This is a genomic window from Exiguobacterium sp. s46 (genome assembly GCF_018618875.1).
Classification (GTDB): domain Bacteria; phylum Bacillota; class Bacilli; order Exiguobacteriales; family Exiguobacteriaceae; genus Exiguobacterium_A; species Exiguobacterium_A abrahamii.
The window spans coordinates 102,609-125,166 of record NZ_JACSMY010000003.1; the positions used below are offsets into that span (position 1 = coordinate 102,609).

20 protein-coding genes are annotated in these 22,558 nt (G+C 44.1%); 12 read left to right on the forward strand and 8 right to left on the reverse strand.

Translation table 11 applies throughout. The features are described 5' to 3' along the window. The first annotated feature begins 246 nt into the window (after window positions 1-246). The 4 genes from KNQ08_RS13725 to KNQ08_RS13740 all read left to right on the forward strand — a co-directional run bounded on the left by KNQ08_RS13725 (window position 247) and on the right by KNQ08_RS13740 (window position 4,663). Window positions 247-1,116: a prohibitin family protein gene (locus KNQ08_RS13725; protein WP_149428044.1), complete on the forward strand. Its 870-nt coding sequence runs from the start codon at window positions 247-249 to the stop codon at window positions 1,114-1,116. Between the two features lie 232 nt (window positions 1,117-1,348). Continuing rightward, window positions 1,349-2,917: a hypothetical protein gene (locus tag KNQ08_RS13730; RefSeq protein WP_214806147.1), complete on the forward strand. Its 1,569-nt coding sequence runs from the start codon at window positions 1,349-1,351 to the stop codon at window positions 2,915-2,917. A 49-nt stretch (window positions 2,918-2,966) separates the two neighbouring features. Further along, on the forward strand, window positions 2,967-3,626 hold the full coding sequence (locus KNQ08_RS13735; protein WP_214806148.1) for a WxL domain-containing protein: 660 nt from the start codon (window positions 2,967-2,969) through the stop codon (window positions 3,624-3,626). A 23-nt stretch (window positions 3,627-3,649) separates the two neighbouring features. Beyond that, window positions 3,650-4,663: a WxLIP family cell surface protein gene (locus tag KNQ08_RS13740; protein ID WP_214806149.1), complete on the forward strand. Its 1,014-nt coding sequence runs from the start codon at window positions 3,650-3,652 to the stop codon at window positions 4,661-4,663. A 44-nt stretch (window positions 4,664-4,707) separates the two neighbouring features. Here the strand turns inward: KNQ08_RS13740 and pepT are convergent, their stop codons facing one another. Further along, on the reverse strand, window positions 4,708-5,943 hold the full coding sequence (gene pepT / locus KNQ08_RS13745; RefSeq protein ID WP_214772307.1) for a peptidase T: 1,236 nt from the start codon (window positions 5,941-5,943) through the stop codon (window positions 4,708-4,710). A gap of 109 nt (window positions 5,944-6,052) precedes the next feature. Between pepT and KNQ08_RS13750 the strand changes: the two genes are divergently transcribed. Beyond that, on the forward strand, window positions 6,053-7,051 hold the full coding sequence (locus KNQ08_RS13750; protein ID WP_149428039.1) for a zinc-binding dehydrogenase: 999 nt from the start codon (window positions 6,053-6,055) through the stop codon (window positions 7,049-7,051). A gap of 84 nt (window positions 7,052-7,135) precedes the next feature. Here KNQ08_RS13750 and KNQ08_RS13755 read toward each other — a convergent pair whose 3' ends face one another. Next, entirely contained in the window at window positions 7,136-8,320 is a 1,185-nt protein-coding gene (locus KNQ08_RS13755) for a class I SAM-dependent rRNA methyltransferase (RefSeq protein WP_214806150.1), read from the reverse strand. Window positions 8,321-8,504: 184 nt separating this feature from the next. Here KNQ08_RS13755 and mutT point away from each other — a divergent pair, with 184 nt between their 5' ends. Then, window positions 8,505-8,909 (forward strand): 8-oxo-dGTP diphosphatase MutT, encoded by a 405-nt coding sequence (gene mutT, locus KNQ08_RS13760; protein ID WP_214806151.1) that lies wholly within the window; start codon window positions 8,505-8,507, stop codon window positions 8,907-8,909. Here the strand turns inward: mutT and KNQ08_RS13765 are convergent. The 5 genes from KNQ08_RS13765 to KNQ08_RS13785 form a co-directional block, all read right to left on the reverse strand. Beyond that, the gene (locus KNQ08_RS13765) at window positions 8,884-12,048 is read right to left on the reverse strand and encodes a DEAD/DEAH box helicase (protein WP_214806152.1); all 3,165 of its coding nucleotides are present in this window, start codon (window positions 12,046-12,048) and stop codon (window positions 8,884-8,886) included. The genes mutT and KNQ08_RS13765 overlap by 26 nt on opposite strands. Window positions 12,049-12,175: 127 nt before the next feature. After that, window positions 12,176-12,625: an OsmC family protein gene (locus KNQ08_RS13770; protein ID WP_251133721.1), complete on the reverse strand. Its 450-nt coding sequence runs from the start codon at window positions 12,623-12,625 to the stop codon at window positions 12,176-12,178. An 83-nt stretch (window positions 12,626-12,708) separates the two neighbouring features. Beyond that, the gene (locus KNQ08_RS13775) at window positions 12,709-13,641 is read right to left on the reverse strand and encodes an aldo/keto reductase (RefSeq protein WP_133208435.1); all 933 of its coding nucleotides are present in this window, start codon (window positions 13,639-13,641) and stop codon (window positions 12,709-12,711) included. Window positions 13,642-13,654: 13 nt separating this feature from the next. After that, the gene (locus KNQ08_RS13780; protein ID WP_133208434.1) at window positions 13,655-14,545 is read right to left on the reverse strand and encodes an aldo/keto reductase; all 891 of its coding nucleotides are present in this window, start codon (window positions 14,543-14,545) and stop codon (window positions 13,655-13,657) included. 86 nt (window positions 14,546-14,631) lie between these two features. After that, the gene (locus KNQ08_RS13785) at window positions 14,632-15,117 is read right to left on the reverse strand and encodes a cupin domain-containing protein (RefSeq protein ID WP_023469764.1); all 486 of its coding nucleotides are present in this window, start codon (window positions 15,115-15,117) and stop codon (window positions 14,632-14,634) included. Between the two features lie 156 nt (window positions 15,118-15,273). On the opposite strand from KNQ08_RS13785, the gene KNQ08_RS13790 reads away from it, so the two are divergent. From KNQ08_RS13790 to KNQ08_RS13800, 3 genes are all read left to right on the forward strand, one after another. After that, window positions 15,274-15,555 carry a putative quinol monooxygenase gene (locus tag KNQ08_RS13790; protein ID WP_023469763.1) on the forward strand — a complete coding sequence of 94 codons (282 nt, stop codon included), beginning with the start codon at window positions 15,274-15,276 and terminating at the stop codon, window positions 15,553-15,555. 228 nt (window positions 15,556-15,783) lie between these two features. Then, window positions 15,784-17,187, forward strand: coding sequence for a YfcC family protein (locus KNQ08_RS13795; RefSeq protein ID WP_149428035.1), 1,404 nt, complete (start codon window positions 15,784-15,786; stop codon window positions 17,185-17,187). A 99-nt stretch (window positions 17,188-17,286) separates the two neighbouring features. Beyond that, window positions 17,287-18,108 (forward strand): DUF1028 domain-containing protein, encoded by an 822-nt coding sequence (locus tag KNQ08_RS13800; RefSeq protein WP_050677198.1) that lies wholly within the window; start codon window positions 17,287-17,289, stop codon window positions 18,106-18,108. A gap of 41 nt (window positions 18,109-18,149) precedes the next feature. Here KNQ08_RS13800 and KNQ08_RS13805 read toward each other — a convergent pair whose 3' ends face one another. Next, on the reverse strand, window positions 18,150-19,787 hold the full coding sequence (locus KNQ08_RS13805) for a glycoside hydrolase family 55 protein (RefSeq protein ID WP_214806154.1): 1,638 nt from the start codon (window positions 19,785-19,787) through the stop codon (window positions 18,150-18,152). 142 nt (window positions 19,788-19,929) lie between these two features. On the opposite strand from KNQ08_RS13805, the gene KNQ08_RS13810 reads away from it, so the two are divergent. From KNQ08_RS13810 to KNQ08_RS13820, 3 genes are all read left to right on the forward strand, one after another. Then, complete coding sequence (locus tag KNQ08_RS13810) at window positions 19,930-20,703, forward strand: hypothetical protein (RefSeq protein ID WP_214806156.1); 774 nt, start codon at window positions 19,930-19,932, stop codon at window positions 20,701-20,703. A gap of 43 nt (window positions 20,704-20,746) precedes the next feature. After that, window positions 20,747-21,259 carry a hypothetical protein gene (locus KNQ08_RS13815; protein ID WP_251133722.1) on the forward strand — a complete coding sequence of 171 codons (513 nt, stop codon included), beginning with the start codon at window positions 20,747-20,749 and terminating at the stop codon, window positions 21,257-21,259. A 255-nt stretch (window positions 21,260-21,514) separates the two neighbouring features. Continuing rightward, window positions 21,515-22,498, forward strand: coding sequence for a YhdH/YhfP family quinone oxidoreductase (locus KNQ08_RS13820; protein WP_214806158.1), 984 nt, complete (start codon window positions 21,515-21,517; stop codon window positions 22,496-22,498). Window positions 22,499-22,558: the final 60 nt, after the last annotated feature.

Sequence of the window (22,558 nt, forward strand, 5' to 3'; positions counted from 1 at the left end):
AAATCGTGATCTGTCGTAGAGCAGGCAAAGTTCCCTCCATATTAGGACAGAAATTAAAAATAAGCAACCAGACATTTAAAAAAATGAAACATTTTCCAGATAGATACGTAGAAGAAAGTAAGGAATTCGTTAGAGGAGGGGTTAGATGGCCATCTTTTTCACATTATTGTTTTTCGCCCTCATCGTTTTGCTTGGCATGGAACTCTACCGTTATATCCAAGAAAAGATCGATAAAGGAGATTCAGAATGAGAGAAATCAAACCGAAGAAAAAAATTCGCCCATCGATGATCATCGCTGGTGTGCTCGTACTAGCGTTGCTTGCAACAACACCGTTCATCGTTGAACAAATCGAACCTGGACAAGTTGGTGTCGTCTATACACCATCAAGCGGTGTCAAAGATGAGACGTTATCGCAAGGTTGGCATGTCGTTTCACCGATTACACGGGTGACAGAGTATCCGATTCGGACACAGACAAAAGCGCTTGAAAACATGACGCTTGCGACCAAGGATGGAAAGAACATCGTCGTCGACTTTACATACAGCTTCTCCGTCTCACCGGATAAGGTGACGAAAGTCTTCAATAAGTTCGGACCGATTGAAATCGATGAGATCGCAAAAGGATATCTGAAACAACGTCTCTATGATGCATCGCGTGAGCAAATCTCGAAAGTTACCGTCCTTGAACTGTTCGGTGAAAAATCAGGGAATGTCTCGACGAGCATTCAGACGCAGTTTGCAGAAGACGTCAAGGATATCGGTTTCATCATCGAAGATGTCGCACTCGGTGCGCCGAAACCAGATGAAAAGACACAGGAAGCAATCGATGCGCGTGTCAAAGCGTCGCAGGAACTTGATAAAAAGAAAACGGATCTTGAAATCGCTAAAGCAGAAGCAGAGCGTCTTCGCGTAGAAGCGAAAGGAGCAGCAGATGCGCGTTTGATCGAAGCCCAAGGTTTAGCAAAAGCTCAAAAAGAACTACAGAAGACATTGACAGAAGAGATGATTCAATACGAAGCTGTCAAGAAATGGGACGGAAAGTCACCACTCGTCAGTGGGTCGGGTAGTATGGTTCAATTACCGATTCCAAACGATACGACAGAAGAAAAGAATTAAATCTCGATGTGCTTGGAGACAAGCACATTTTTTTATTTCATCATAATAAAATGACTGTACTAATGCTCTTATGGCATTAAATTTTAATATACCAATAAATAATGATATATTTTATATCTTTTAAATCCCAAATTAATGGTTTAATTAACTTATTTAGAAGGAAAAAGATGTAAAGAAAAGTCATTTAGATCAACTAGGTCAATGAATTGTTCCAATTGAAGGAGGAATTTTATTGTATCGAAATCGATCACCAAATCTTTTTATCATCTTAATGATCTTACTGGCAACAAGCTTTCCGATTCCGCACAGTCATGCGACGACTGAGGAATTCGAGATTCCAGACCCTTTGACGTCATCGTTTTGTGAAGAGACGTTGAATGATCCAAAGAAAAAGGACTTGTTGGAAAAAGAGGAAATTGAACAATGCGAAGAACTCGTAGAAGTAGAGAAGACACCATCAACCGAGAGTGAAGACCCACCAACACCCGAGACACCCCCAACCGAGAGTAAAGACCCATCCACACCTGAGACACCTCCAACTGAGAACGAAGACCCATCCACACCTGAGACACCTCCAACTGAGAACGAAGACCCATCCACACCTGAGACACCTCCAACTGAGAACGAAGACCCACCAACATCTGAGACAGTACCAGCCGAGAGCGAAGATCCACCAACACCCGAGATACCTCCAACTGAGAATGAAGATCCATCAACACCAGAGATACCCCCAACTGAAAGTGAAGACCCATCAACACCAGAGACATCTCCAACCGAGAATGACGATCCACTGACACCTGAGACAGCACCTACTGATGAAGAGGAAAACAAAATTCCCGACCAACCTGATTCTGGTAAAGCAGAATCACCGAACGAAATCGAAACTCCTGTCCTAACGTCACCTAAACCAAGACAAGAGAAGCAACAAGCGGTTGTACCGATGCTTGCTGGAGTAGCACTGCTCGGAACATCAAGCTTAGATGCTTCTTATAATGGAACGACTAAAACGATCACATTAGAAAATACTGTTTCTGGATTGTTGGGCTTAAATTTATCAAGTGGATATATTATTTTTCGATTACCACCAGAAGTGATGCAAAGTATTGAAACGAGTTCCGTCAAACTTCAATATCGCTATAATGGATTACTTGGGATTGGATCGCAAACGAGAGATGCGACAGCAATAATCGATCGAACGAATAACCAAATTTATGCTGATGTTAGCTCTTTATTAAAGCTATCTCTTCTAAGTAGCGATCGATTCACCTTATCTTTCAAAGTCGGAAAATTACCAGTCGGAGTCGATAAAGTCTATACATTCCGGAGTGTTTTAGCAGATGGGTTAGTTGATTTGAATGTTTTAAGTAGTGGTACGGCTACAGCAACACTTGGAATCGGACCTACATTCAACTTAAGTGTTCCGGATACGCTAGATTTCGGAAGTCATGAGTTGACAGGACGTGAGAAAATAATCCCTCGCTTGTCCCCAATGACGATTTCTATTTCGCACGAAAATGCAACAGGTTACAGCTGGAAGTTACAAGCAAGTCTCAGTCGTCCTTTGACGAGTACAGACAATGACGTGTTGAGCGATGTTCTTTATTTTAAGACCACTTCGAAAACCCAATTGTTACAAACGACTGCTATTGAAATCGCAACAGGGACGATGTCGGCAAGCTCGAATCAGACACCGTTAACCTACGCAGAAAACGAAGGGATCATTCTCGACTTAACTGGCAAATATCCAAAACCTTCATCGTATAGCGCAGACATTCAATGGAGTTTAATCAATGCACCATGAAAAGGAGAGAACAGAAATGAAGAAACGTTTCGCTGTTTCGACGGTATTGATGAGCACAGCTTTGGTTTTAGGAACAACCACTGCATGGGCGGCGACTTCTACGGGCGAGTCGACGGCAAAAATTACGTTCACGACGAATGAAGCACCGGTCATCGTGGATCCAGATGATCGGGACCCGAACAATCCATATGAACCAGACAAAAACGGCGGAAATACACCTACAGGAAATACAGGAGCATTGACACTCGACTATGCGCCTAACTTTGATTTTGGATCAAACGAATTGCTTTCCAATAAAGCTGAGTTTAAGGCGACTGATCAAAAACCATTTCTCCAAGTAACGGATCGACGGGTTAATCGGACAGAATGGGAAGTAACTGTGAAGTTGGGAGACTTTATAGATGAAGGTGGAAAGCCCTCGTTAATAGGTTCGACGTTATCCATTGATGCCGGTACTGTTCAAACATTAGTGAATGTATCAGGATTCGCGGCACCTACGACAGGAGATATAACATTGACACCAGGAAATGCAGGAGATGCGCAAACGATATTAACATCCCCAGAAGGAACGTTCTCAACTTGGCAAATTTACTGGAAGGGTAATGGAACCGATAACGATTACATCAAACTCAATGTACCAATCAATTCTCAAGTGCAAGGCACACACACCGCAACACTCGACTGGACGCTTACGGATGTCGTGAATTGATTGGAAAGCAGGTGAAGACAAAGATGAAACGATGGGGAGCCAGTTGTCTTGCTATACTACTTTATGTATTGTTATTCTGCGTCATACCTTCGACTAGTTTTGCAGAAGATCGCGTCAATTTTTCGATTGAAGCCGTTCCGAATGCCTACCAAGTGGATTCTGGTGTCTCGTACTTTGACTTACGTATGACGGCAAAACAAAAGACAAACATTCAAGTTCGGATTTTCAATCACGGACCTGATGATCATACGTTTTTGACATCAATCCGGAATGCAACGACGAACGATAATGGTTTGATCGTTTACGATCAAAAGAAACCGGTCCCGTTAGCTCCGACTTCGTTGACGGATCTCATTCAACCGAACGCGACATCGACGTTCATCAAGGGAGGCGAATCAAAAGTCGTTTCTTTACCACTTGAGATCGTGAACGATTTAGACGGTACCTTGTTAGCTGGTGTTCGGGTCGAGAAGAAACCAGAAAAAGAAACAGCTGAAAAAAATACAATCGGTATTCAAAATCGTCACTCTTACATCATCGGTTTGAAAGTCCGATCTTCGATTAAAGACCTGGCGCCCGAGATTACGTACGAAGGGGTAGAGGCAAAGTCGTCTTTTTCTAGACCGACTGTCTTTGTTAAGCTAGCCAATCAGGTACCGACGATCAGTCAGCCTATGAAGTTCGAAGCCGTCGTCACGCAAGGCAAAAAAGTCGTCGTTCGGAAAGCGACGGAAGTTCGATTTGCTCCGTCGATTTATATGAGAACACCGATTGAAACGACAGGAATCTTAGAACCAGGTACGTATCAAATTAATATCCGTGTTGAAGGAAAAGAAAAGACGTGGAAGTGGAAAGACAGCTTTAAAATCACGAAGCGCCAAGCAGACCAGATGAAAGAACAGATGCCTGAGCGAGAGATTGAGGAAAATTCCAACTCCTTCGTCGGTGAATGGTCGAAGGAACTCATGATTGCCTCGACGTTGATTATCTTTTTGCTGATTGGTTACATCTATCGTTTGAAAAAACAACAACGTTAGACATGAAAAAAAGCAGATTCTCAGCGCTGAGAATCTGCTTTTGATTAGCGCGAAGCTTGTTCAAATCCTTGAGCGATGGCAATGATCACTTGTGTTGCTTTGACCATATTATTGACCGAAATGAATTCAAACTTGCCATGGTAGTTCTCGCCACCGGTAAAGATGTTCGGTGTTGGAAGACCCATGTATGAAAGTTGTGATCCATCCGTCCCACCACGAATTGGTTTAATGATCGGTGTGATGTCAAGCGACTCCATCGCTGCATGAGCGATATCGACGATGTGCATATGGGGTTCGATTTTTTCGCGCATGTTGTAGTACTGATCGTGTAAATCGATTTCGACACTGCCGGCGCCATACTTTTTGTTCCACTCATCGACAAGGGCAGATAAGAAGTGTTTCCGTCCTTCGAACGCCTCACGATCAAAATCACGAATGATATAGTCGAGCGTCGTTTTTTCGACAGAACCATCAAACGAAATCAGGTGAAAGAAGCCTTCGAAACCATCCGTGAATTCAGGAGACTCTTCTCCAGGAAGACGATCGTGGAATGCCATCGCATGTTTCTGCGAATTGACCATCTTATCTTTTGCTGTTCCCGGATGGACATTTGTTCCGTGGAAGACGATTTTGGCTGCAGCCGCATTAAAGCTTTCGTATTCGAGTTCACCCAGCGGACCGCCGTCAACCGTATAAGCATACGTGGCATCGAATGCTTCGACATTGAAGTGATGTGGTCCACGACCGATTTCTTCGTCTGGCGTAAAGGCAACACGAATGCGACCATGCTTGATTTCTGGATGTGAAATCAGATGATGCATGGCTGTCATGATTTCTGCGATTCCGGCTTTATTATCGGCACCGAGTAATGTCGTACCATCCGTTGTCATTAAGGTATGACCAACATAGTTGTGTAGTGCCGGAAAATCAGTTGGCGACAGGATGACGGACGGTACTTCACTTAACGTGATCGGATTTCCATCATAGGCTTCCACGAGTTGCGGACGAACATTCGTACCTGTAAAGTCCGTTGCTGTATCCAGGTGAGCAAGAAAACCAATTGTCGGAATGTCTGCATCTGTATTAGCGGGTAACGTCGCCATGACATAACCATTGTCATCGACCGTGACCTCTTCCATGCCAATGGTCTTTAATTCTTCTACGAGCAAACGAGCTAGTGTCCATTGCCCTTCAGTTGTTGGAACAGTCGTACTCTCATAGTTCGACTGTGTATCGACTTTCACGTATGTAGTTAGACGATCAATCAATTCTTGTTTCAAATCAAAAACGTCCCTTCTCGTCATAAGATACCTTCATCATAGCATGAACGCATAATGTGAGAGAATTCTGAATCATGATAGACTAATAATGAAAAAGGGGGAATTTTTCATGAGAGCATTCGTAGTCGATCAGTATGGAAAAGACGCATCACTTACAGAAAAAGACGTCACACCTGAAAAAGCGGGGAAACACGAATTACGGGTTCAAATCGAGGGGTCGAGCATCAATCCACTTGATACGAAGATGTTCTTCGGACATGTGGCGGCGGCTTCGACGACTGGAATTCTCCAGGGGGATGTAACGGGGAAAGTCATTGGGATTGGGGATAGTGTGACGTCTTTTTCTATCGGCGATCGCATCGTCGCATTTGGCGGTGGACTTGGAACACGTGCCGGTGCGCTAGCGGAAGAAATGCTTGTGCCTGAACAGATGGCAGTCTTCCGACCGGAAGGGGTCTCGGCTGAGGTTGCTGGTTGCTTACCGGTGATTGGGTTGACCGCGATGGAAATATTAAAAGAGCGAATCGCGATTACTCCAGGCATTCGTGTATATGTAGCAGGTGGAACGGGTGGAGTAGGACATCTTACCGTGCAACTTGCTCGTCATTATGGATGCGACGTCACAGCGAGCGCCTCTTCTGACGAGAAGGCAGCTTGGCTAGAAGCGAAAGGGATTCGCGTTCATCGGTACAAGAAAGAATCAGCTGAAGCGTTATTAAACCGACTGGATCTGGACGGATTCGACGTCATCATTGATACAGTCGGTGGTGACCATTTACAAGAATCGTTCATACTCGCAAAAGAGCGGGGACGCATCATTTCGATCGCGACACGGACGACACAAGATTTAACGATGATGCATAGTAAAGCCTTGTCCCTTGAAGCTGTGTTCGTCGCGCTTCCGTTACTGAAAGGAAAAGTAGAGGAGATGAAACAACAGCAACGTCACTTATCAGAACTCGTTCATTTAGTGGAAGAGGGTGTCATCGAGATTCGGATTGAAGAGCAGATTCCTTATGAACGCGATGCGTTAAACGATCTCTATCAACGATTTGATCAAACATCACATTTTGGTAAGGTGAGTGTATATCCAACCCCTAAAAAATGATTCTCCATTCATTTTACATTTCCTGTTAAAAGTATAAAAAATCCGCTACTGAAAAATTCGGTAGCGGATTTTTTATATAACAGATCATTTACGGCGAACAAGAATGCTTTTTGGAGCGAGTTGTGGCATGGAAGGAGGAGTCGGGAAATCTTTCTGCTCCGGTTGCTCCCATACGACTTCGAATTTTTGACGCAACTTGTTGAATGCCTGCTCGACAGCTTTTTTCAATTGTGAGGCATCAAGAGCAGGACTATCTGTCGTAATCGCAAGCAGTCCTCCGCGATTCGTCAGATGAATGACTTTTTGGATCCAAAGAGCGAGATCCTGTTCCGTCCGAAACTGACGCGTCCGTGTATTGACTTGTACGGGCGGATGGAACAAGACGACGTCAAAACGAGTCTTCTTATCCGCTTGTTCGATGTAGTCGAACGCATCCTGAACTATAATCTTCTGTTTTTCGGGAGTAAAACTGTTCAACATCAGATTATCTTTTGTCTTATTTCGACTACGTGTCGAGAAATCAACGCTTGTCGTTCGGGCAGCTTCACCATAAAGGGCAGCTACCGTTAACGTTCCTGTATCGGAAAAGAGGTTAAGTACGGTCTTTCGTTCGACGGAATCGAGAAGGATTCGGCGAAGTTCACGTTGGGCAATGTCAAAACCAGTCCGCATGCCAGCATCCAAATCATATTCATACAACACACCATATTCTTGTGCGACTTCAGGAAAATCGCCTCGTCCCCCCTTCAAAAAGTCGTCGCCTTTGACCGGTTGAAGATCGACGAGGAAATCTCGTTTTTCATAAATGCTTCTATAATTCAGTAGTGATTCAAGAGCCTCAAGAATCAGTGGGCGGAATGTATAGATGCCTTCATTTTCGAATGTAATGAGGTAATGATGATCATAACAGTCGATCGTCAAACCACCAATACCATCCCCAGCACCGTTAAAGATACGGAAGGCTTCTGAATACTCTTCAAAAAATTCATTTCGTTTGTCTAACGCTTTTTCAAAAAGTTGTTTGAAGAAGGCGACATCAATCGCTTCTTGCTCGTCCATTGAGAGAGTCCAACCGACACCTTTTTCCTGCTTGCCAAAATAACCGGTCGCGAGGTATTCTTTATGTTCTGTCATCAGATGAAGCAGTCCGCCTGCCTCTTTGACATGGTGCAAAGCTTCGAACATTTCCTTGCGTAACGCGGGATACCCGCTTTGAATCGATTCAATCCATTCTGGTTTGACGACAACTGGATAAAGTTCACGGGGCATGTTAATTTCCTCATTTCTACTTGTGGATAAGTGCCATAAGTATACCATAAATGGGGTTATCCACATGTGGATAACTGGATATAAATAAAACCGCTATTCTTTGTATAAGTCAAAGGAATAACGGTTTTTGTTATGATAAGCAGAGAACTGAAAAATCTATAATGATTTGGAGTGAAACATAAAAATGAAAAAACATATTCAAGTCGTAGGGGCTGTCATTCGCAATGATCATAATGAAATATTGTGTGCACTTCGTAGTAGCCAAATGTCATTACCCAACTTATGGGAGTTTCCTGGTGGGAAAATTGAGCTACATGAAACGCCTTCACAGTCTTTAGTTCGCGAGATCAATGAAGAATTAAAATGTAATATTAAGGTCAAACAACCAATCGAAAAAACGACTTACGAGTACGATGCTATTATTGTTACATTGCATACGTTTGAAGCTGAAATCGTAACAGGAGAACCGATTGCCGTAGAACATGCAGAGCTTCGCTGGGTGTCTGTTTCAGACCTTGATCAGCTTGATTGGGCTCCTGCCGATATTCCTGCAGTTGAGTACATTAAGAAAGAGTTTGCCACTCCTTAAACAGTTCAATTGATAGTGGAGAATGAAGTGACCAAGTCACACTAATCGGTTTAGAACCTGTACTTTGAAGATGCTTTAACTGGCCAAAGTATGTGAACGGTAGCGCTTTTCCTTGTTCTTTATCTGCTTTACGCATAAACAAATGAATACGAATTCCTTCGCTCTCATGGTTTTGATATAAAGTACCCGCTTTACCTGTAGCAGTTGCATTACTTTGAGACTGCCAGTGGAAACGATATTGATCTAAGAAATAATCGTTATATTTTAGTTGCTCATCAATGGCTTCATCTTTGTGTAAATTCACGAATAAAATGTAGTCGTCACCAACTTGAGCTACGCCTTCACGCCAAGAACCTTCCTGACTTGGTGAACAGAGAAGACGTTGAATAACAGAACGATTGTATGTTTGATGTAATAGAAACGCCTGGTCTTCGATCAACCAATTAATTCGATCTGGTAGTTGATGAAATGCAAGTAGACCTGCTTGGATAAAATGCATCATATATGAACGTAATTCAGTTGATTGTTGAAGTGCTTGGACGACAGTATTTGAAAAGCGATAGCGCTCTTCTGATACAGCATCTAGCAATTGAATACGATCATTTTTAAACGCAGTAGACCAGCGTTTAAAAAGATGATGAATAATAGGTCGCTTTGAAAAAGAGTGATTCGTCGATAAGGCGAATTCTTTGAAAACTTCTTGTTCAATATCTTGTACTGAAGCAGAAGGATGATGCAGTAAATGTTTTAAAATCAGTAAGCTGAAGGGCTCACGAATTGGGAATAGTCCTTCGAGCTGTTCAACAATTTTGCGTGTAGTGTCATCGAGCAATAAACGTAGTTCTTCATCGGTAGCATGTTTTTCAAGTTGTTTAAGACGTAATGTACTTCTCCATTGTTGAACAATACTTTCAATAGCTGGTGCGTCTTTATGCGTGACTAAATCATTTAAACTCGGAGGATTTCCGATCATGCGTGTCAGCCTTTGATAACTTTCACGGAGCTGTTTGCTAGCTGAAAACTCTATTTTTTTCATTTGTTCAATAATAAATCTTTCTGTAATTGAATCTAGAATGGCTAAAGATCCTTCCGGTAAAATCGGAAAATGCTGTTTTACAGCAGTAGCAATTTTATAACGATCAATAGAATGAAACGATTGTTGACCAGACAACACAAGCGGTGCAACAAAAGCCTTTTGGCTATTTCCGATAAAATCTAAAATCGTAACAAATTCTTTTGAGCTATGTTTACGTAAGCCTCTCCCCAATTGTTGAATAAAAATAGTAGGAGACTCCGTTGGACGTAAAAATAGCATTAGATTGACTTTTGGAATATCGACGCCTTCGTTAAACAAGTCAACTGTAAAAATATATTGCAGTGGATCTTGATCGTCCTCTAGTCGGCGAATGGCCTCTTCGCGTTCATCTTCGGACTGTTTACTTGTAACAGCCATTGCTTCAATCTGATGTCGTTTAAATTCCTGCTCCATAAACTCTGCATGATTAATATTGACGCAGAATCCTAGTCCAACAGCCTGATTACCACTGAACCCAAATTTACGAATCATTTCAACAATATAATCTGTTCGTGTTGATCGTTCGAGTGCAACAACAAGATCTTGTTCTACATAAAATCCGTTTTGCTGAGGAATAAGAGAATAATCAATCGATTCATCATCTTGAATCCCAAAATAATGGAATGGTGAAAGTAAATCTTGTGCTAAGGCATCATACAGACGAACTTCGTAAGCGACATTATAGTCAACAAGCTGGAAGATATTTTGACCATCCATTCGTTCTGGTGTTGCCGTTACACCAAGCAAAAATTGAGGTGTAAAATAGTTAAGAATGTTTTGGTAAGAAGCAGATGAAGCGTGATGGAATTCATCAATAATGATGTAGTCAAACGTATCCTGTAAAAATTGTTTGAGATGAACCTCTTTTGAAAGTGTTTGAACGGTAGCAAAGGTAAATTGTGCATCTTGAATTTGTTGTGATCCTGAATATCTACCAAATGTATAACTTTTATTTGAAAAAACTTGCCTAAATGTATGCTCAGCTTGTGATAGTAACTTTCCACGATGTGCAACAAATAATACTTTTTTAGCCTGAGCTTGACGGACATCAAATGCTGCTAAGTACGTTTTCCCCGTTCCTGTTGCCGCAATGACCATTGCTTTTGTTTCTTTTCGCTCGCGCAAACGATTCAGTTCTTCTAAAGCTGGAATCTGCATGAGGTTTGGTTCAATAACGGTGTAATCGACAGCGGGTTCGGCAACTGTATCGCGGATAGAAAATGATCTTATAGGTGGTGTTTCTTGTTGGTACTGTTCGTATTGAACTAATAATTCTTCTGTACATATAGTCGCTTCGTGGCTGTTCCAAAGCTGTTCAAACAAGTTTTTTGCTTGAGTGACTAATGTTGTGACGGGTGTAGAAGGTATACGAATATTCCATTCCATGCCGTGCGTTAAAGCTGATTTTGATAAATTAGAAGATCCAACAATAGCACTATCCAACTGATCAGGACGTGAAAATAAATAGGCTTTCGGATGAAACGCATGATTTTTTTTAATCGGTTCATAAATTTTTACTTCGATATTGCTGAATTCCATCAATTGTCGAATAGCCTTCGCTTCTGTAATATTCATATAAAATGAAGTCAAAATACGAATTGGTTTGTTTTGAGCTTCTGCTTCTTTTAAAGCTGGGACAAGCGTCTGGATTCCAGAATGTCGTGTAAAACTTACCATCCAATCAGCAGCAGATGCTGTCCATAATTCTTGATTGATATGATGCAATAACTGTTCTTGTTCAAGTTGGCCAGGAGCAATGAGTTCCCAAGCACGCAAAGAATTTTTATATTGTGTAGGTAAAGCATGAGTTGTGTTAGTAGTGAGTTCACGATGAAGCGGCGAGTCGATCGGAGGTTGATTTAAATGAAGGAGCCATTCATTGACCGTTTCAACCATTTGATCAGGTTTATCTTGTTTTTGTAAATGGTCTAAAGATTGATATAGTACTTGATTAAGGTGTGTAAGTAATTCTGTTGTGTAGTCATGTGCTGGTACAGAGACACTTGTTGTATCAGATTGTGAGTTAGTTTCAGTTGAAGAACGTAGTGTTTCATAATAAGACATGGTTATCCTCCGAATGATAGTAAATGGTATTTATAATGAGTAAATCATCAATAATATACCAATAAATAGATAAATAAAGTAAAAAAATCATCGTTTAACTAAAAAGTTAAACGATGATTTTTGTTTATTAATTTGAGATTCGCTCCACAACAGCCTCAAGCGATACTTTGACATTACCAGCCAATGCTCGCGTAATCATACACGAACCTTCCGCTTTTTCAGCAAGACGTTGCGCCTTCTCCAGATCACGATCCGACAGATCAGATGGTAATAAAAGTTTCGGACGATGAATGATCGCGCCGTACGTAAAGACACCGTTCGTGACATCCACGATGCCTTCAGATTCCATCGTTAACGAAACTTTTGGAATGTGACTACGCTCAAGCATCGCGGCAAGCGTGATGATATAGCACGTAGCAGCAGCCCCAAGTAACATCTCATCTGGATTCGTACCAACCCCTGGACCATCCATGGCGTCCGGAATTGAGATTTTTGTTTTTAGTTCACCCGTCTCGATCTGACCGACATCATTGCGATTGCCCGGCCAGTCTGCAGTTAAATGAAAATGGTGCTTCATGATCAATCGCCTCCATGCCTCCATCATACGAAGTTTAGTATGATTTTTCGCCTATTCTGCTCATGTGCATAGGAAGAGATCGATTAGCTAAAAATTTGGTCGATTTTTTTGATATCCTCTTGCGACAACTGAACGTCTAACGTACGCAACGTATCCGTCACCTGATCTGGTCGTTTGGCACCAGGAATGATGGCATCGATGCCGTCCTGTGCCAAATACCACGCGAGTACGACGTGTGCGACTTCCGCATCGTGTGCTTCTGCGATCGGACGTAGTTGATCGACTTTTGCGAGATTTTGTTCGAAGACATCTTTTTGGAACAAGGGATCATTTTTTCGTAGATCATCAAACGTCGTCTCTTTCGTATATTTCCCTGCCAATAATCCAGCAGCGAGTGGGAAGTACGGGACGAAGGACATACCGTTTTCAACGATATACGGGAGTAATTCTTTTTCCGCATCCCGTTTGAATAGGTTGTATTCCCCTTGGTAGACGTCGACATGTCCGTCTTTGTTCGCTTCCTTCAGTTGTTCGAGTGAGAAATTCGAGACACCGATTGCGCGAATCTTTCCTTCTTTTTTCAGTTCAGCGAGTGCTGCGACCGCTTCATCTTTTGGTGTCGATTCATCCGGAAAATGAATGTAATACAAATCGATATAGTCTGTCTGAAGACGTTTTAAACTCTCTTCGACCGATTGACGGAGAAAGTCTGGTGAATTGTTCATGACGACGTTTCCGTCAACGAACTGATGCGCACCTTTCGTCGCGAGGACGACATCTTCTCGAGCGACCGTATCGTTCCAGACCTCACCGACGAGTTCCTCCGAACGTTCTGGTCCGTAGATAAAAGCTGTGTCGAGGAAATTGATTCCTTGCTTCAAAGCGACACGAACGAGATCGCGTCCGGCTTGCTCATCGAGATTCGGATACAAGTTGTGTCCACCGACAGCATTCGTACCGAGACCGATTGGGTGAACGAATAAGTTAGATTGACCGAGTTGAACATGTTTTGTCATGAAAATGACCTCCTTAAACGATATCGAGTGGTTCTTTTTTTGTTGGTGCTGGGAACGCTTGATCAAGTGCAGCTAACTCTTCCTCTGTTAAATTCAGAAGCGCAGCGCGACCATTGGCTTCGACATGATGTGCTTGTCCGGCTTTAGGAATAGCGATGACGTCACCTTCACGAATCGCCCATGCGAGTAGAATTTGTGCCGGATCCACACCGTGTGTCTCAGCGAGTTCTTCGACAGTCGGATGATTCAGAAGTTGATCGCGTAATGAACCACCTTCTGCTAGTGGGCAATACGCCATCACTGGAATACCATGCTCACGTAGTAACGGTAATAGTTCATACTCGATTCCGCGTGATCCAAGGTGATAGAGTACCTGATTGACAGCGCATTGATCACCATTTGGCAGTGCCAACAGTTCTTTCATGTCTGATACGTCAAAGTTAGACACACCCCAACGGCGAATCTTTCCTTCTTGTTTTAAAGCTTCCAGTCCTTCGACGGTTTGTTTCAGTGGAATGTCGCCACGCCAGTGCAGAAGGTACAAATCAAGGTAATCGGTACCAAGACGTTCAAGTGTGTTGGAACAAGCCTGCTTCAATGCTTCCCCACCAGCATGATGCGGATAGACTTTCGAAACGAGAAAGACTTCCTCTCGTCGATCTGCGATCGCGTCGCGAATCAATTCTTCAGAAGCACCTTCTCCGTACATCTCTGCCGTATCGATGAGTTCCATTCCGCTATCAAGACCGACACGGAGTGCTTCGATTTCTGCTTCGTGCTTCTCCGACTCTTCTCCCATCCGCCACGTACCTTGTCCGAGTGCCCGAACATGCGTCTGATCGGGAAACGTCACCGTTTTTTGCTTTAATGCAGCAAGTATCAACGTCTTTTCTGTTGCGTTCATCGTTCTTCCTCCTTTAGTAGAGAGACAATAGTAGGGTTTACCACGCGAACTCCGAACAAAAACGTCTTCTTCAATAGAAGGAGACGTCACCAATGCTCAAACAAGGGACCGTGATCACCGAATACAGGATCTTGAGTTGGGCGCATCACCTGACGAATACGTTGAAGATTTTCCGGGCGTTCACTTGTTTGACCTGTCAGCGTATCGTAATCTTGACCATCCGGATAGGCACCGATTACTCGAAAGTGTCGACTTGTATCAAGTGCTTTATGTCCCGTACCTGCAGGAAGTAAAAGAATATCTCCACTCGTCAAAGTGAAGGTCTTACCGAGCGGACCACCCAGCTGAACGGTTGCATGCCCTTCAAGAATCCCGATCACTTCATGAGCGATACTATGATAATGATGAAAGTCAAAAATCCCATCCACCCAGCTGTTACGCCAGTCATGTGCATGGAAGGTCTGTTCGATGTGTGATGGCTCTGCAAATGCGTGCCGATAAATCAACACCGGGAATGTCGGGTTGTTCGGAATGTGCCCGTCATCCTCAAAATAAAATACCTCAACGCGCATCTTCGTTGCTCCTTTCTCTGGTGTGGCACAAAGTAATAATTACATCTGTAATTACCCGTAATTAAATATCATCAATCGTCCAAGCATCTTTATGGCGTAACGAATTCGGAGGTGCTAAGATGCTTAAGTTAACGAAATTACAAAGGAGGCTTTCCGATGATCGCCATCGAAGCAAAATTAGAAGTACAACCCGCAAAACGAGAAGAGTTTTTAGCAGCAACTAAAACACTAGTTGCAGGATCACGTGCTGAAGCAGGAAACATCAGCTATGACTTATTCCAAAGCACAGAAGACGAAAATGTCTTCATGATGATTGAAAAATGGGAAGACCAAGCTGCAATCGAAGCACACAACACGAGTGCTCATTTCGGACAATTCGTTGCGTTTGCACAAACGGCTCTTGCTAAACCATTAGACGTTCAATCGTTCCAAGCATAAGTGTAAGAGAGTAACGAAATAAAAAAGGAGGATATCCTCGGTTTTATGACCGAGAATATCCTCCTTTTTTCGTTCAATGTGACCGTTTAGAACGTTCATTTTCAATTCAGATTTCATATAAGAGTGTTTCACTTTTCTTTTACAATCATATGACATTTCACTGAAACTGTTAGTTTTTCCCTGATTAGGGCATTATTCTTATAAAGACACAAAAAGGAGGCTTTTATCATGAATGAACGAACGAATGCAGCAGAGTCGAAGCGATCATTCTTCAAGATGCCTCATACATATGCCATCATCATGGCAATTCTCATCATCTCAGTCATCTTGACGTATACACTTCCAGCAGGACAATTCGATCGTGAAAAGCAAGACGGACAGACTGTCGTCATCGATGGTACATATCGCGCGGTAGAGTCTGCGCCTGTCAATCTCTTTGGTTTATTTGAAGCAATTCCGCAAGGCATGGAAGCGGGTGCTGCGATCATTTTTTACATTTTCTTAGTTGGTGGTGTCTTCGGTATCATTCGTCAAACCGGTGCTATTGAAGCGGGAATCAATCAATTAATCCGTCGATTTGGTCAAAAAGGGCACATCATGATTCCGATGACGATGTTCGTCTTTTCAATTGCCGGAGCAACGATTGGTATGGCAGAAGAAACAATCATCTTCGTGCCAATTGGGATCATGTTAGCACGTGCCCTTGGATATGATGCGATGACAGGAGCCGCGATCGTCAGTCTAGGGGCAGCGGTTGGTTTTGCCGGCGGGATGTTGAATCCGTTTACGGTAGGTGTCGCTCAATCAATTGCGGAAGTACCGCTCTTTAGTGGTCTCGGGTATCGAACGGCTGTGTATATCGTATTTTTAGCGGTGACGATTCTTTATGTGATGAACTACGCACGGAAAGTTAAACATGATCCGGCGCGCAGTCTTGTTTATGATCTCGAACAACGTCGTTCGGAAGAAGCAGCGACGACGATTTCAAGCTTTTCGAAACGTCATGCCTTTGTTTTACTGGTTTTAATCGGTGGCATTACGCTCAATGTGATCGGAATCTTTGAGTGGGGCTGGTATTTGACGGAATTAACCGCATCCTTCTTGATCATCGGGATGATTGCGGGAATCGTTACGCTTGGTGTGAACGGTACGTTCGAGAGTTTGATTGACGGCGCAAAAGCCGTGACGTTCGGCGCCTTGATTGTTGGATTTGCTCGAGCAATCGTCGTCATTCTTGAAGAAGGACGTGTTATCGATACGGTCATTTACGGCTTATCGAATGCCGTAGGACATTTGCCAACGTTCTTCGCCGTCATCGGGATGTACGCCGTGCAATTGATTACGAACTTCTTCATTCCATCGGGGAGTGGACAAGCGGCGACGACGATGCCCATCATGGCACCATTGTCGGATTTACTTGGGATCGAGCGTCAAGTGGCTGTCCTAGCATTCCAATATGGAGATGGACTGACGAACATGATTTTCCCGACGAGCGCGCATTTGATGGCATTTCTCGCAATCGCAGGCATTCCGTATGAGCAATGGTTACGCTTCGTCTGGAAACTCTTCGCGATTTGGATTGCCTTGGCATGTGCTGCCTTATTACTTGCCGTAACGCTTGGTATTCAATGAAGTCGACCTTTCGGACATCTGTCCGGAAGGTTTTTCAGTTGCAGGAATCGGGAAGCGTTATCACGAACGGAATAGGTAATGACTAAAGGGGGAACTGAAGTGACATATTCAATCGTTGGGTATTGTGAAAAAGAACAAGCATGGGGCGTTGCCGTTCAGTCGAAGTTTTTAGCGGTCGGGAGTGCTGTACCATTTGCGAAGGCGGGAGTAGGTGCGGTAGCGACACAATCGTTTGCAAACACGACGTATGGCCCTGAAGGATTACGAATGATCGAACAAGGTGCTTCAGCGGACGAAGTGTTGCGTCGATTGACGGAAGCAGATGAAGGACGAGCGGATCGTCAAGTGGGAATCATTGATGCGAATGGCAAGAGTGCGACATTCACGGGAGAGGGATGTAACGACTGGGCAGGCGGTATTGCCGGGAAACACTTTGCAGCGCAAGGGAATATTCTTGTAGACGGTAACACGGTAAAAGAGATGGCACGTGTCTTTGAATCAACACAAGGTCCGCTCGCAGAACGTTTGTTGCGTGCGTTAGCAGCTGGTCAAGCAGCAGGCGGGGATTCACGCGGAATGCAATCAGCGGCACTCCTCGTCGTCAAGGAGGGTGGCGGATACGGTGGATTCAACGACCGATATATTGATTTACGCGTTGACGATCATCCGAGTCCGATTGAAGAGCTCGAACGCATCTATCAACTGCATACACTTTATTTGCAACCGAGTAAGCCAGAAGAAATCAAGCCAATCGATGATGCCTTAGAGTCAGAGTTGATGGATAAATTATTAGCGCTTGGCTACCGCGGTGATTTCGAAGACGCGTTCCGGACGTATCTGCATACGGAAAACTTCGAGATGCGCGAACAAGCGGAGCGTGCGATTGATACACGTGTTCTCGCGTATATTCGAGCACAATGAAAAAATGACAGGATGGACCGCGGTCCATCCTGTCATTTTGTTCATACTTGTGTCGACTGGGCGCGAATCGGTACTTTGAATCCGGTCGCGATGAATCGTTCCATTTCCGGTTCCGATTTAGCGTTTAAGCCAACTGTTCCGTCTCCTTTTAATGCCACGTTCGTCAACTTGATACGCGTGATGTCTGGACCGATCGTAATCCCGTGTTTGGCAGAATCCTCAATGCGGATATCACGAAGGCGTACATCCTCAGCTCCGTTTTCTCCCCCAAAGATTTGGATGTCCGTTTTCGCTTGACGGAATCCGCTCATCTTCAACTGACTGATCGTGACGTTCCGTGCCTTATATTGAATCCCGATCATCGGTTGTTCTTGATAGTCATAATACGGATCACCGAGCACCGTAAAATCATGTATGACGACATTACGATAAGCGGAAACGACGAGCGCACGCGGTTTTGAATTCGCATAGAGTTCTGTATATTTAGGAGTCTGAGCAATCAAACGCGTTGCGATGATATTATAAGCCGTCTGAGACGTCGGATCAGTCGCTTGATGGTGACCGATATGTCGGAAGTTAAAGGCGCGATGATCATCAATCGATAGGTGCCCGACGATTTTGACGGTCGAGGCAGCAGAAGAGGTTGCATGTGCCTTAATCTCAAGTCCACCGAAACAACGACTTGTTGCGTTATTGAACAACCAGACGTCGCGTGATCCATCATCGACTTCGATTCCATTTGAATTGGAAAAGCCTTCTGCATGGGCACGTCCACTTGGATCATGCATGAAACAGTTCGAGATGAAGAGATGATCACTATGATGCGTCGTAATCCCGTCATCGCCGAATCCATAACCGTTCAATCCATCGAACCAGATGAATGAACTACTTAAATTTGCTCGAGCTCCATCTCCGTTGTAATTGTAATATGGTGTCGAGATATCAAAACAGTGAAGTCCCGGGTTGACGGCCTCAACATCAAAGACCCAGCCATAGGTGACATGCGCATACGTAAGACAACTGGAGTGGTTGCCCCATGTGCTACTTTTTTTCGCGTCACCGATGCGTTTAATGTTCCAATCAAGCGTCATTTTTTCGACGAGTAGATGATGATTGCCGAGAAGATAATTTTGGTTCGTCACGAGACGTCGTCCTTTTGGTGCATCATCGTGCATCTTTAAAATTGTCTTCCCTTTACCGGCTCCTGTTAAAATCGTATAACTTGGCAAACGAATTCCCCGAACGACGTACGTACCGGCTGGGACATGGACTTGTCGATGTCCATCACCGAGCGCTTCAATGAATGCTTGTGTATCATCCGTCTGTCCATCACCGACTGCGCCAAAATCAGTGATATCGACAGTTTCGACATCGCTGATCAAACGTTCGAACTCATGATTGAGACGACCGAACCAACTTGGTCGAATCTCATCGCGTGGTGTCACGAAAGCGGGTGTCAGCGGTAGAATATGTTTATCACGGTTCGTCAAAAATAATGGCGAGATCATCGAACGAAGCGTTCGACTGAGGTTAGGATTGCGTCGTGGTGCGACGAATGGACTATCGTGTAGCAGTTGTTCCGCTTGTCGAACTGCTTGTTCGTTGGTTGACGTTTCAACGTATTCCTGAATCAACGCCGCATTTTGATACGGATCATGCGTGTGATCGAGTTTTAACATGAAATGGTTCCCCTCTCTGAATAGGTCTGTCTACCTTTTCCCCTCTCCTTACACAATCATTCCTCGTTTCAAGACATCCATAAAAATACACAAAAATTTTTAATATGGATTATAATGGTATTTAAAAAGGGGGGGTCTTCTGATGTCACTTCGAAAACGACTCGTAATTGGTATCGGACTGATTTTGCTAATCTTAGGAATCGGTAAGCCACTGACAGAAGCGGCTGTTCAAGCAATGAAGCCAAAAGCGGTTCAGCCGTCTGGAATCGAAACAAATAGATCGTGTAAACCGAACTGCAAGAAAAAAGGCGAATTGTTAAACATTCGATTTTTTTCATGGTTACCTAAAAAGAAAATGAAGAATGATGAAGATTTACGTGCTTGGGATACCAAGGAAAAGCCGAAGAAGCAGAAAGACCTCAAACCGAAAAAGAAAAAGAATAAGATCTTCACTATAGGAGTTGAAAATGCTAAACGAGGTACGAATGAAAAAGGAGGATCGTCCTCATCGATGTTACTGATGAGTCTGCTTGTTCTCCCGCTAGTCATCATAAGCTATATCGTTTGGCGGAAACGTCGAAAGACCAAGAAACAGGGTGAGGACTCGATCAGAACTGACACCCCGTTACAGTCCTTAGACAACGACTTTGTTATAAAAAAGAACTCGATCGAGCTACCAGATGCCTGGATTCGCAAACAGCTTATCCAGTTCAATCAGATTCTCCCGGTCCGTTTACAGCGACATGATACAGAGACGTTTCAGGAATGGTGCCTGCGAATTGGATTTCAACCTTCCCATCGCTTAACAAAAGCCTATCTTCTAGAACGATACACAGAACGATCTTTTGCGATATCGGAGATGGATAAACAAACGATTCAGGGAGAATTCGGAGCCTTCGTCCACCAGTTCAATTGAAACTTTTTGAATTAGGTGACGTAAATGGAACAGGAAAGGGGAGATGATGATGTACCTAGCAGATGCTGTGAAATTAAAGAGTATCCTGAGGAAACAGCTTGATCAGTTGATTGAAGAGATGGAGCGCGTCGCGTTCATTGATTTAGAAAAGGGAGAAGCACTCCCCGCGCAACAAGGTCGAACCTTAACCGATGTCGAAGCCGCCATGGACATCGTACGTCATGACATGCGGGTCTTGGATCGTCTCGTTTATGCAGCGAATTTAAACACCGTAATTGAGACGGATGAAGGAGACATACCACTCGTCGAAGCGATCGAGTGGGCTACCCAATTACGGGCAAAGGCACAAAACTATCAGATGCTCGCAAGTCGACCAAAACGCGAGTTCCAATATGGATTCGAAGGGACGACGATCATTCGTCATGCCTTGTTTGATCCAGATGCCTATCGTTTAAAAGCGGAGGAAGTGGAACGACGAGCACACAAAGTATCGAATGCAATCAATGCGGCAAACTATCAGACGACGATTGACTTTGATGGTGGACGTTATATGTAACTTCCTTGGCGCGGTGAGACTCCCCGTCAAGGATAGGGGACGGACCTCAATTTTCCTTTGTGGAGAAGAAATGGCGATGGCAAACCGATGACCACGAACCGTTGACAGATTGACCTGTTACCTTTGACCACCTATGGAATCCTGATGTTTTTTCCGTCCCCGCTCCCTGTCGCTTCTTTGAGAAACGGCAGGGATTTTTAGTGTGTCGATGGAAACAACAGGGTATAGAGAAGCACAAGCGAAAGGAGAGAGATCATGGAACACACTTTTTCAGCATTCGTCGTTCGAGAAGTCGATGGATCATACGAGGGGAATATCGAGACAAAGCACGTCGATGATTTACCAGAAGGAGACGTCCTGATTCGTGTCACGCACTCATGCGTCAATTATAAGGATGCTTTATCGATGTCGGGTAATCGTGGGGTGACGAAATCCTATCCGCATACCCCGGGCGTTGACGCAGCAGGATTCATCGAACAAACGACTGATGAACGATTTCACATCGGTCAAGCCGTCGTCGTCAATGGCTTTGATTTCGGGATGAACACTTCGGGCGGATTTCAAGAATACATACGTGTACCAGCCGATTGGGTGACGCTACTTCCAGAATCCATTCGTCCATTAGAAGCGATGCAATATGGAACGGCCGGATTGACGGCAGCGCAATCGGTTGATGAATTGTTGCGAATCGTCTCGAAGGATGCAGGACCGATCCTCGTGACGGGAGCGACAGGTGGGGTTGGTACGATTGCGATTTCTTTACTGATTCGATTAGGATACACGGTATATGCCGTGACCGGAAAACGAGTAGAACAAGAACGATTGCTCAAAAAGGGAGTGGCTGAGGTACTAGACCGCACGACATTCCTAGAAGAAACCGATCGTCCTCTAAAAAAAGGGCTTTATGCCGGTGTCATTGATACGGTCGGGGGACCATTGCTCGCGTCCGTCATTCGCTTCGTGCAATATGGTGGTGTCGTCACGACGTGTGGGAACGTCGGTGGGGCAGAAATGACGTTGACAGTCTATCCCTTCATCTTACGTGGTGTCCGCTTGATTGGAATCGATGCGGTGCAAACACCGATTGCTTATCGTCAAGCGTTATGGCAACGTTTAGCGAGTGACTGGCAGGTCAATCTTTCGTCAGAAGTCGATATCAAAACACTAAACGATTTACCTGAAATCGCAGAAGCCTTGCTGACTTCACGTCATCGTGGTCGAACTGTCATCGAAATTTAAATATTTCGAGTAAACATTGGTGGTATAGTGGGGAAAAACTGTGTCGACTTTTTCAGGAGG